The sequence below is a fragment of the Halorhodospira neutriphila genome (assembly GCF_016584055.1).
GTDB classification, from domain to species: Bacteria; Pseudomonadota; Gammaproteobacteria; order Nitrococcales; family Halorhodospiraceae; genus Halorhodospira; species Halorhodospira neutriphila.
On the sequence record NZ_NRSH01000074.1, the window covers coordinates 1 to 11,424 of the forward strand.

The following is an 11,424-nucleotide window of genomic DNA, read 5'->3' on the forward strand; positions in this document are numbered from 1 at the left end:
GTGGTGGTCGTCGGCGTCGGTGGCCCACTCCCAGCCGCCGGTGCGCACCGCCAGGTTCGGCTGCGGCTGGAGGGTCTCGCGGTCCACCACGGCGAAGCGCACCCGCTCCCCCTCGACGACGGGCAGCGCCTGGATGCGCCGCGCCGCCTCGCGGATGGCGGTGCGGAAGTAGGCGCCGAAGGTGGTCTCCCCCGCCTCGGCGCTGTAGAGCCGGGCGGTGCCGACCCCGGTGCGCTCGACAGTCTCCAGGCCGTGTACGGCGCGGACGAAGCGCCGGCCCGGCTCGCCGGCGGGGACGGCCTCGACGCGCTCGAACTGCGCCAGGGCCGGGGCCTTGCGCCGCGCCTCGGCGCGCATGCGGGCCAGGCGCCGCTCGGGAACGCGCACGCGGACGTACCAGCCCTGCCGCACCCGCCGCTCGGCGACCACCTCGGCGCCCTCGACGGCGACGTGGCTCAGCGAGGCCACGGTGGCCGTCAGCGCCATCTCGGCGGCCTGCTCGACCTGCCCCTCGCCGAGCTCGCCCCGGCGCTGCAGGGCGCGGAAGACCGCGCGCTGCTCGCCGCGCACGGCGGTCACCACCTGCCCGGCGATCTCGTAGAGGGCGGACTGGCGCGCCTGCTCGGGGGTAGCGCCGCTCCCGTGGCCGTAGGCGTAGCCGGCGCGCGCCTGCGCCCGGCCCTGCTCGCGCAGCTCGGCGGCGTCGGGGTAGCGCTCGCCGCCGAGCCCGGCGCAGCCGGCGGCGAGGAGGGCCGCCGCGAGGGCGGCGGCCGCGGCCGTCAGCCGGGACAAGCCGCCGCCCGGCTACTGCGCGGCACGCTCACGCAGCCGCTCCAGGTGCTCCGCGGCCGCCGAGCGCAGGTCCGAGCGCAGGGCCTGGTCGTCGGCGCCGATGGCGTTGAAGTAGGCGTCGAACTCCTGCTGGAGGTCGTAGCGCGCCATGACCACCCAGCGGCCGTCGTCGGTGACGTCGGTGCGCGCGTACTCCACCCCGACGAGGGTCTGGTCGATCCACTGCTCGACGCTCTGCCGGAGCTGCTGCCGGGTGCGGGCGTCCCCCTCCCGGCCGAGGTCCTGGCGGTCGAAGTACTCGGAGTTGAGCGCCTGGAGGGTCTGGGTGAGCTGCTCGGCGATCTCCGCCGCGGCGTTCATGCGGGCCTGGCGGCGCATCGGGTCGGGGTAGTCGGGCTCGGCCTGGGAGGCGCCGAAGCCGTAGAGGACCATAGGCTCGCCGGGGGTGCGGCGCTCGACGTACCAGCCCGGGAGGCCGAGCCTCGAGTCGGCCTCGGGCGCCTCGGCCCTCTCCGGGCTCGAGCCGCAGGCGGCGAGGCCCAGGGCGAGGGCCGCCAGCAGCGGCGGGGCGAGGAAGCGGATCGCGGGCATACGGCCTCCAGGGTCGGCTCGGGGGCGGGAGGATCCAGTCCCTCTCCTACCGTACCCGGTCTCGCCCGGCGGCGCAGCCACGCCCCGCCCACCGCCGCGCGGCGGATCAGCGCTTCATGGCCTCGAAGAACTCGGTGTTGGTCTTGGTGTCCTTGAGCTTGTCGAGCAGGAACTCGATGGCGGCCACCTCGTCCATGTTGTGCAGGAGCTTGCGCAGGATCCAGGTCTTCTGCAGCTCGTCGGGGGTCATGAGCAGCTCCTCGCGCCGCGTCCCCGAGCGGTTGAGGTGGATGGCCGGATAGATGCGCTTCTCGGCGATCTTCCGGTCCATGTGCAGCTCCATGTTCCCGGTGCCCTTGAACTCCTCGTAGATGACCTCGTCCATGCGCGAGCCGGTCTCCACCAGGGCGGTGGCGAGGATGGTCAGGCTCCCGCCCTCCTCGACGTTGCGCGCGGCGCCGAAGAAGCGCTTGGGCCGGTGCAGGGCGTTGGCGTCGACACCGCCGGTGAGCACCTTGCCCGAGGAGGGCACCACGGTGTTGTAGGCCCGGGCGAGGCGGGTGATGGAGTCGAGGAGGATGACGACATCCTTCTTGTGCTCGACGAGGCGCTTGGCCTTCTCGATGACCATCTCGGCGACCTGGACGTGCCGCGAGGCCGGCTCGTCGAAGGTCGAGGAGACCGTCTCGGCGCTGAGCACCGAGCGGGCGAACTCGGTGACCTCCTCGGGCCGCTCGTCGATGAGCAGCACGATGAGGTAGCACTCCGGGTAGTTGGCGTTGATGCTCTGGGCGATGTTCTGGAGCATCATCGTCTTGCCGGCCTTTGGCGGCGAGACGATGAGCCCGCGCTGGCCCTTGCCCACGGGGGCGACGAGGTCGATGACCCGGGCGGTGATATCCTCGGTGGAGCCGTTGCCCCGCTCCATGTGCATCCGCTCGCGGGTGAACAGCGGCGTGAGGTTCTCGAAGAGGACCTTGTTCTTCGCCGCCTCCGGCGGCTCGAAGTTGATCTGGTCGACCTTGAGCAGGGCGAAGTAGCGCTCGCCGTCCTTGGGCGGGCGGATCTTGCCGGTGATGGTATCCCCGGTGCGCAGCGCAAAGCGGCGGATCTGGCTCGGCGAGACGTAGATATCGTCGGGGCCGGCCATGTAGGAGGCGTCGGCGGAGCGCAGGAAGCCGAAGCCGTCCTGCAGGATCTCGAGGACGCCGTCGCCGTAGATGGAGTCGCCGTTCTTGGCGTGGGCCTTGAGGATGGCGAAGATGATGTCCTGCTTGCGGGAGCGGGCGGTGCCCTCGATGCCCATGGACTGGGCGATCTCGAGCAGCTCGGTGGCAGGCTTTCTCTTGAGCTCGGTGAGGTTCATGGCTCGCTTCAGCGTGGAGGAGGACACAACGCCCTTGAGCACCGGGCAGCCGCGGGCCTAGAGGCTGCGGCGACGGCCGCTCGGCAAGGCACCCGGCGCTCTAGGCTGCGGCGCTACAGGTTGCTGTCGATGAAGGCGGTCAGCTGGGACTTGGACAGGGCCCCGACCTTGGTCGCCTCGACGTTGCCGTTCTTGAACAGCATCAGCGTGGGGATCCCGCGGATGCCGTACTTGGGCGGGGTCTCGGGGTTCTCGTCGATGTTGAGCTTGACGATCTTCAGCCGGTCGCCGTACTCGCCCGCGATCTCCTCGAGGATGGGGGCGATCATCTTGCAGGGACCGCACCACTCGGCCCAGTAGTCGACCAGCACCGGCGTGTTGGATTGGAGCACGACCTCCTCGAAATCCTGGTCGCTGGCGTGCACGATTGCGTCGCTCACGGTTGAAGACCTCCAGTTCGGATTGGATTCAGGCAGCTCACACCGCTGCACTCGGCGCCGGATAACTGCCTAGGGTGTGATCAGCGGTGCCAGTCCCGGGGGCGGGACCGATTCATGAGTGCGGTCCGAGGACCGGGCTAACGGGTAACTCTCGATAATAAAGCGGAAAATAGCGAGCGGGGCGATCCATGTCAAATCAGCCGCAGCGGCCGCGCTCCCAGGCGTCGCTGCAGCTGAGCCCGCAGCGGAGCACGGACTTGAGCTCGCGCAGGGCCTCGTGGGCGACCAGGATGCGCTCCTGGGTCCGCTCGGCGGCGCCCTCGTCGGCGACGGCGGCCGCCTTGGCGGACTCGGCGGCCTGCTCGAGCTCGGCGACGCGCTCCCGGAAGCAGGCGCCGAAGCGGCCGCACTCGAGGCAGGTGAGCGTCGCCTCGCTGTTGCGCAGCAGCTCCTCGAAGACCGCGCGGAGCACAGGGGAGGCGCCGGGATCGCTGCAGACCGCCGCGACGGCCTCGGCGATGCGCTCGCTGATGCGGGCGAGCCGCTGCTCAACCTCCTCGACCGGCGCCGCCGTCTCGATCTCGCTCATGCCCTCTCCGGAGCGGACCCACTCTGGAACGAATGATGCACCCCTTCGACCACTATAGCAAGCGCGCCTAGCGCCGCGCCTCCCACTCGAGCCCCCGGGTCAGCGTCCCCCAATCCTGCCGCGGATCGCCGACGGCGATGAAGTCCGGGTTCAGCAGGGAGTCCGCGGTGTTGTAGCGCAGGGGCGTCAGCCCGATATCCATCAGGGCGCCGCCGGCGGCCTCGAGCACGCACTGCGCGGCGGCGGTATCCCACTCGCAGGTCGGCCCGAAGCGCGGGTAGAGATCGGCCTCCCCCTCGGCGACGCGGCAGATCTTCAGCGAGCTGCCCACGGAGAGCTCGCGGTAGTCGCCGACGCGCTCGAGGAGCTGCTCGACCGCCGCCTCGCGGTGGGAGCGGCTGACCACGACGGTCCACGGCGGCTGCGCCGACCGGCTCTGCAGGGCCCGCTGGCCGCCGGCCTCGTGGCGGTAGGCGCTCCCGCCGGCGACCGCGCTCCAGCTCACCCCGCCGTCGGGGGCGTGGACGACGCCGAGCACCGGCCGGCCGCCGTCCACCAGGGCGATATTCACGGTGAACTCGCCGTTGCGCTTGATGAACTCCCGGGTGCCGTCGAGCGGGTCGATCAGCCAGTAGCGCCGCCACTGCCGGCGGCTCGCCGCGTCGATCTCCTCGCCCTCCTCGGAGAGCTGCGGCAGGTCGGGCGCCAGGCGCTGCAGCGCCGCCCGGATGTGCTCGTGGGCGGCGCGATCGGCCCGGGTCAGGGGCGTCTCGTCGGCCTTCGCCTCCACCTCGAAGCCGGCGTCGGCCCCCTCGTAGACCTCGAGGATGCGCGCCCCGGCGGCCTCGGCGATCTCGCGCAGCGGCTCGCGCCACGCCTCCCAGTCACTGCTCGTCATCGAACCCCCTCTCGATTCTTGGGCTGAGCGCGCCCCCTCGCCCGCCCCGCCGTCACTCCCCGGCCGGGGCAGCGGTACGCGCCAGGTAGTCCCGGGCGAGGTAGAGCGCGGCGATGGAGCGCGCCTCGCTGAGCGCGGGATCGCCGAGCAGCCCCTCCAGCTCGGCGAGCGGCCAGGGCACCACCTCGATGGCCTCCGGCTCATCGCCGGGCAGGCGCCGCTCGTAGAGCCCCTGCGCCAGGATGATCTCGGTGTGGTGGCTCAGGTACCCCGGCGCCAGCGTCAGGCGCCGCAAGGAGGTGAGCCGCTCGGCGCCGAAGCCGACCTCCTCCATGAGCTCCCGGTTGGCCGCCTCGAGGGGGTCCTCGCCCCCCTCGACCCGCCCCTTGGGCAGGCCGAGCTCGTAGCGCTCGGTCCCCGCCGCGTACTCGCGGATGAGCAGGACCTCGCCGGCGGCGTTGAGCGGCACCACCAGCACGGCGCCGTGGCTGCCGGCCCCGAGGCGCTCGTACTCGACCTCGACCCCGTTGCCGAAGCGCAGGCCCACGGACTCGACGCGGAAGAGCCGGGAGCGGGCGACGGTGCGGCAGTGCAGGGTCTCGGGGTAGCGGTCGGTCATGCGCCTGCGGCCTCTGATAGGCGAGACCCCCATTGTACGCCCCTTCCAGGCCCCGTCACCAACGGCGTCCCGCACGGCGCGGATCGAGCCCCCGCTCCGGTCAGCCGCGCAGCAGCGCCTCGGTATGGCCGGCGATGATCCGCTCCTCGTCGGTGGGGACGACCCAGGCGCTCACCGGGCTGTCGGCCGTGGTGATCCGCGGCCCGCCGGCGCTGTTCGCCTGCGGGTCGAGGCGCAGGCCGAGCCACTCCAGGGCGCCGAGGATGCGCGCCCGGACCGTCGGGGCGTGCTCGCCGATGCCGGCGGTGAAGACCAGGGCGTCGAGCCCGCCGAGGGCGGCGGCCAGCCCGCCGATCTCGCGCACCGCCCGGTAGCAGAAGAGCGCGACCGCCTCGGCGGCCTCGGGGGCGTCGCTCTCGAGCAGGACCTGCATGTCCGCGGAGAGCCCCGAGACGCCGAGCAGCCCGGAGCGGCGGTAGAGCAGCGCCTCGATCTCGTCGGCGGAGAGGCCCTCCTGGCGCATCAGGTGCAGGACCACGCCGGGGTCGAGGTTGCCGCAGCGCTGCCCCATGGGCAGCCCGTCGAGGGCGGTGAAGCCCATGGTCGTGGCGACGCTGCGCCCGCCGTGCAGGGCGCACATGCTCGCCCCGGAGCCGAGGTGGGCGACCACGGTCCGCCCGGCCGCGGCCCGCTCGTCGTAGGCCGGCAGGCGCTCGGCGATGTACTCGTAGGAGAGGCCATGGAAGCCGTAGCGCAGGACGCCGCGCTGCTCGTACTCGCGCGGCAGGGCGAAGCGCTGGGCGACGGCGGGCTGGGTGCGGTGGAAGGCGGTGTCGAAGCACGCCACCTGGGGCAGCTCCGGCGCGGTGCGCATCAGGGCGGCGACGGCGGCGAGGTTGTGCGGCTGGTGCAGCGGCGCGAGGGGCTCGAGCTCGCGGAGCGCCTCGAGGAGCGCCTCGTCGATCACCGCCGGGGCGTGGTGCTCGCGGCCGCCGTGGACGATGCGGTGGCCGACGCCGCGGATCTCGATGCCGCCGAGGTGGCGGTCGACGGCGTCGAGCACGGCCTGCAGGGCGGACTCGTGGTCCGAGCCGGGGGGCATCTCGGTGACCTGGTCGCCGCCGCCGGTGTCGATGTGGAGCTGGGCCGTCGAGCGCAGCCCCTCGACCTGGCCGTGGACCTGGGGGGCGAGGCCGCCGTCGGCGCACTCCTGGTAGAGGGCGAACTTGATGCTCGACGAGCCGGCGTTCAGGACAAGGACCCCGTCGCTCATGGCGATCCCCTCCCCTAGAGGTGCGCCAGGCCGCGGCGCTTGCGGTCGGCGACCAGCAGGGCGATGGCGCAGGAGGCCAGCCGGGCGATGACGTCGTCGGCGCGGCTGGTGAGGATGATCGGCACCCGGGCGCCGAGGACGATGCCGGCGGCCTCGGCGTCGGCGAGGTAGTAGAGCTGCTTGGCGAGCATGTTCCCCGCCTCCAGGTCCGGGGCGATGAGGATATCCGGGTGGCCGGCCACCGCCGAGTGGATGTGCTTGGTCTGCGCCGCGCTCTCGGAGATGGCGTTGTCGAAGGCCAGCGGCCCGTCGAGGAGCCCGCCGGTGATCTGCCCCCGGTCGGCCATCTTGCACAGGGCCGCGGCGTCGAGGGTGGAGTAGATCTCCGGGTTCACCGACTCGGTGGCCGAGAGGATCGCCACCTTGGGCTGCTCGACGCCGAGGGCGTGGCCGAGCTCGATGGCGTTCTGGCAGATATCCCGCTTCGTCGACAGGCTCGGGGCGATGTTGATCGCCGCATCGGAGATCAGCAGCGGATTCGGGTAGCTCGGCACGTCCATGGCGTAGACGTGGCTGATCCGCCGCTCGGTGCGCAGCCCCTTGTTGCGGTCGACCACCGCGCCCATGAGCTCGTCGGTGTGCAGCGAGCCCTTCATCAGGCCCTCGACCTCGCCGCGCCGGGCCAGGTCCACGGCGACCTCCGCCGCCTCGTGGGAGTGCTCGACGTCGATGACCGGGATCGAGCCGAGGGCCACCTCGGCCTCCTCGGCGGCGGCGCGGATCTTGTGCGCCGGGCCGACGAGGGTGAGGCTGACGAGCTGGTGCTCGGCCGCCTGCAGCGCGCCCTGCAGCGACAGGGCGTCGACGGGGTGGACCACCGCCACGCTCATCGGCGAGACCTCGTCGGCCATGCGCAGCAGGCGGTGGAGCTGGCGGCGGCGCCCCTTGGTGGTCCCGGCGATGGAGGCGCTCGGCTCGCTCTCGAGGGGCTCGGCCGGGGCGCGGGCGGTGATCCGGCCGCTGATCACCGCCTCGCCGGTCTCCTTGAAGGCGCGGGCGTCGATGACCACCCGGCGGTCCTCGGCCTGCTTGTCCACCACCTCGAGGGCCACCGTCACCGTATCGCCGAGGCAGATGCGGCCCTCGTAGCGCAGGTCCTGGGCCACGGGCTCCGTGCCCGCGCCGGGGAACTCCGTGCACACGGCGTTGATGAGCACGGTGCTCGGCCACAGCCCCTCGCCGAGGGTGCGCAGGTCCTCGTGGTTGAGCCGGCTCGTCGTCTCGAACCGGTCGCCGACGCTCAGCTCGTCGTAGGGGTGGTTGCGGATCGTGGTCGCCATGCCTGCTCCCCTGCCCTAGCGCTGCTTGACGTAGGTCCCCGGCGCCTCGGCCAGGGGCTGGTAGCTGCCCTCGGTCAGGCCCACCGGCGGCGGCGCCACGCGGCTGCCCGAGCGCTCGCGCAGCCACGCCTCCCAGTCCGGCCACCAGGAGCCCGTCTTCGAGCCGACCTGCTCGAGGTAGAGCTCCGGCGGCAGGTAGAGCTCGCCGACCCGGCGGGTGTGGAGGCGGTAGGTCCGCCGGGGGTGGCCGGGCGGCGTGACGATGCCGGCGTTGTGGCCGCCGGTGGTCAGGGCGAAGGTCACGTCCGCCTGGGGCAGGAAGCGGTTGATCTTGTAGACCGAGCGCCACGGGGCGATGTGGTCCTTCTCGGTGCCGACGGCGAAGGTCGGCAGCTGGATGTCGCCGATGTGGATGGGCTGGCCGCCGACGTCGTAGCGGCCCTCGACGAAGTCGTTGTTGAGGAACAGGCGGCGCAGGTACTCGCTGTGCATCCGGTACGGCAGCCGCGTGGTGTCGGCGTTCCACGCCATCAGGTCGATGACCGAGCCGCGCTTGCCCATCAGGTAGTCGTGGATGATCCGCGAGTAGATGAGGTCGTTGGAGCGTAGCAGCTGGAAGGCGCCGGCCATCTTCGAGCCGTCGAGGTAGCCCTGCTCCCACATCATGTCCTCGAGGAAGGTGACCTGCCCCTCGTCGATGAACAGCTCCAGCTCGCCGGGCTCGGTGAAGTCCGCCTGGGCCGCCAGGAGGGTCATGCTCGCCAGGCGGTCATCGCCGTCGCGGGCCATGGTGGCGGCGGCGAGCATCAGCAGGGTGCCGCCGAGGCAGTACCCCACCGAGTGGACCTTGCGCTCGGGGACGATGTGGTTGATCGCCTCGAGGGCCGCCATGACCCCGTCACGGCGGTAGTCGTCCATGCCGAGGTTGCTATCGTCCCGGCCGGGGTTCTTCCAGGAGATGGTGAAGACCGTGTGCCCCTTGTTGACGAGGTACTCGATCAGCGAGCGGCCCGGGCGCAGGTCGAGGATGTAGTACTTCATGATCCACGCCGGGACGATGAGCACCGGCTCCGGATAGACCGTCTTAGTGGCCGGCTCGTACTGGATGAGCTCCATGACCCGGTTGCGGTAGACCACCTTGCCCGGAGTGCAGGCGAGGTCCTCACCCACCTGCCACTCCTCGGCGCCCACCGGCGGGCGCTCGCTGAGGTTGCGCTCGGTGTCCTCGAGGGCGTTGGCGAAGCCGCGCATGAGGTTGGCGCCGCCCTGGCGCACCGTCTCCTCGAGGACCTCGGGGTTGGTGGGGAGGTAGTTGGAGGGCGAGTAGAAGTCGAGGACCTGGCGGCTGAGGAAGCGGACGACGTCCTCGTGGTGCTGCGTCACGCCGCGGACCCCGGTGGTCGCGCTCTGCCACCACTGCTGGGTGAGCAGGAAGCCCTGGTGGATCAGGTCGTAGGGGAAGTTCTGCCACTGCTTGCCCTCGAAGCGGTCGTCCTCCCCGGAGGAGGGCCCCGCGCACGGCTCCGGGCAGGTGCCCGTGAGCCGCCCCGCCGCGTAGGCACCGAAGCGCATCGCATCGCGGCCGGCCTCCTCCATGAGGGCGAACTGCTTGCCGGGCTGGGCGGCCAGGTGGATCCCCCAGTCGAAGGCCGCCAGCGACAGCGCCGCCGGCGACAGGCCCAGGCTGAAGCGGCCGATGCCGGCGTGGTAGAGGCGGTCGACGGTCAGGGCCTGGCGCTCGCCCTCCTCGGTATCGGACATCATCGGGTGCACCATGGCGGGTCCTCGCTCCTCGAAAACGGTGGGCGGAAGTCAGCAGCGCTCGGGCGCCGGATGCCGCAGCGCACAATCTCGGCAACGCGCACCCCTCCTGTCAAGACTCTAGCGGCCCCGAGGAGGTACGGCAGGGAGAGCGAGGGGGCGGATCGGGAGGCGGGAGCCGCCGGCGGGGGCCCGCCGGCGGCCTTTCCCCAGGGCGCGGACGGCCCTAGAAGCTGTGGCGCAGGTTGGCGCTGAGCGTGGTGTGGGTCTCGTCCTTCGCCGGGGTTACCCCGGAGGACGGCCCGTAGGCGCCGTAGTCGTGGGGCGTTACGCCCTCACCCTCCGGGCCCGAATTCTTGTCGTTGAAGGTCGAGGCCACGGCGAAGCGCAGCTCGGTGCGCTCGCTCAGGATGCGATCGTAGCCGAGGGCCGCCGTCGTGTAGTCGCTGTCGTCGGCGTCGGCGCTGAGCTGCGTGACGATGGCCTTGACCCGGTTGCCATCCCCGAAGGGGGCGGACATGCCGAGGGAGTAGGCCATGTCGTCGGCGTCCGACGCGTCCGAGTCCCGCCCGGAGGCCTGGGCGCCGAGCTGGACGAAGCCGAGGTCGTAGCGGGCGGCGAGGGAGGCCACCGTGTTATCCCCTTCCGGTAGGGGCGCCGACGCATCCTTGGCGTGCCACAGAGAGACGGCGCCGGAGGCCGGGCCCTGGCTGTAGCTCGCCCGGGCGTTGTAGATGTGGTCGCCGGGCTCCTCGCCCTCGCTGGGCACGAAGCTCAGCTGGGCGTCCACCTCGCCGCCGCCGGCGGTCTGCCCGCCCGGGGCGTTGTAGCGGACCATGTTGTTGTAGCGGCTCGGCATCCCCATATGGATGGCGCCGGCCGGGGTACCCACCTGGGCGACCCACTCCTTGCCGGGGCCGTCGTAGACGAACTGGTTGGCGGCGCTCTGCCGGCCGAAGGTCACCTGGCCGAAGTCGCCCCGCAGCCCCACGAAGCTGTCGCGGCTCTGGGTGATCCAGTCGTCCTCAACCGTGTACTCTTCACCCGCTAATGTGACTGTATTATCGTTACCGTCTTTGAGAGTTCCTCCATTCTCTCCCGGCGTCCCAGTACTGTCGCCCGTATACGTCCAACCCACCTCGGCCTGGTAGATGGCCTCCATGCCGTTGTCGAGGGTCTCCGAGCCGCGGAAGCCGAAGTGCGACAGGCCGGTGTTCATGGCTACGTCGCCGTCCTCGCTGCCTGGGGCGCCGTCGTAGCCCTCGTAGTCGACGGAGAGGTTGACGAAGCCGTAGACGGTGGGGCCCTCGTCGGCGAGCACCGCCCCGGGGGCGGCCAGGGCCGTGGCGGCTGCGGCGGCGGTAATGAGCTGTCTCCTCATGGCGTTCTCCTTCTCGGTTTTTTGATGCTGCCTTGTCGTCGTTCCTCCAGGGCGCCGCTGCGGCGGCATCCGGCTGGCCCTAGGGCGCCCTCGAGGCGTCCCGGGCCTCGCTCCCCTGCCCGGCGCCCCGCCATCAGGCCTTGCCCAGATCCCTGTGCCAGACTCGCCCTAGGCAACGGCCCTTTTACAAGATGTTTCAATCCCGTTTCAAGCGCAGTCTTCGCTGCCCCGGCACCGCGCCCTCACCCCTCCCCGCGGCGCAGCAGCGCCATGGGGCTGGCCCGCCAGTCCCGGCGGGCGCCGAGCCAGCCCACCGCGGCGACGGGCGGGTACCTGGCGGGCCGCTTCCTCTTCGAGCTGGCCTACCCCTTCCC

Annotated in this window: 11 protein-coding genes; all 11 read right to left on the reverse strand. The window is 71.7% G+C overall.

Features of this window, described 5'->3' with window-relative positions:
- Positions 1-792: hypothetical protein (locus CKO13_RS07585; protein ID WP_200259000.1), on the reverse strand; the 792-nt coding region annotated here is incomplete at its 3' end.
- Positions 793-804: 12 nt separating this feature from the next.
- Complete coding sequence (locus CKO13_RS07590; RefSeq protein ID WP_200259003.1) at positions 805-1,383, reverse strand: LPP20 family lipoprotein; 579 nt, start codon at positions 1,381-1,383, stop codon at positions 805-807.
- Positions 1,384-1,489: 106 nt separating this feature from the next.
- Positions 1,490-2,749 carry a transcription termination factor Rho gene (rho, locus tag CKO13_RS07595; protein ID WP_200259007.1) on the reverse strand — a complete coding sequence of 420 codons (1,260 nt, stop codon included), beginning with the start codon at positions 2,747-2,749 and terminating at the stop codon, positions 1,490-1,492.
- A 113-nt stretch (positions 2,750-2,862) separates the two neighbouring features.
- Positions 2,863-3,189: a thioredoxin TrxA gene (gene trxA / locus CKO13_RS07600; protein WP_200259009.1), complete on the reverse strand. Its 327-nt coding sequence runs from the start codon at positions 3,187-3,189 to the stop codon at positions 2,863-2,865.
- A 196-nt stretch (positions 3,190-3,385) separates the two neighbouring features.
- Positions 3,386-3,778, reverse strand: coding sequence for a hypothetical protein (locus tag CKO13_RS07605; protein ID WP_200259012.1), 393 nt, complete (start codon positions 3,776-3,778; stop codon positions 3,386-3,388).
- A 67-nt stretch (positions 3,779-3,845) separates the two neighbouring features.
- The gene (cysQ, locus tag CKO13_RS07610; protein ID WP_200259015.1) at positions 3,846-4,676 is read right to left on the reverse strand and encodes a 3'(2'),5'-bisphosphate nucleotidase CysQ; all 831 of its coding nucleotides are present in this window, start codon (positions 4,674-4,676) and stop codon (positions 3,846-3,848) included.
- A gap of 52 nt (positions 4,677-4,728) precedes the next feature.
- Positions 4,729-5,295: an ADP compounds hydrolase NudE gene (gene nudE / locus CKO13_RS07615; RefSeq protein ID WP_200259018.1), complete on the reverse strand. Its 567-nt coding sequence runs from the start codon at positions 5,293-5,295 to the stop codon at positions 4,729-4,731.
- Positions 5,296-5,395: 100 nt separating this feature from the next.
- Positions 5,396-6,568: an acetate/propionate family kinase gene (locus CKO13_RS07620; RefSeq protein ID WP_200259021.1), complete on the reverse strand. Its 1,173-nt coding sequence runs from the start codon at positions 6,566-6,568 to the stop codon at positions 5,396-5,398.
- Positions 6,569-6,582: 14 nt separating this feature from the next.
- Complete coding sequence (locus tag CKO13_RS07625; protein WP_200259024.1) at positions 6,583-7,908, reverse strand: bifunctional enoyl-CoA hydratase/phosphate acetyltransferase; 1,326 nt, start codon at positions 7,906-7,908, stop codon at positions 6,583-6,585.
- Positions 7,909-7,923: 15 nt separating this feature from the next.
- Positions 7,924-9,684, reverse strand: a complete 1,761-nt coding sequence (locus CKO13_RS07630) for a PHA/PHB synthase family protein (protein ID WP_200259026.1) — start codon at positions 9,682-9,684, stop codon at positions 7,924-7,926.
- 211 nt (positions 9,685-9,895) lie between these two features.
- Complete coding sequence (locus CKO13_RS07635) at positions 9,896-11,050, reverse strand: porin (RefSeq protein ID WP_200259029.1); 1,155 nt, start codon at positions 11,048-11,050, stop codon at positions 9,896-9,898.
- Positions 11,051-11,424: the final 374 nt, after the last annotated feature.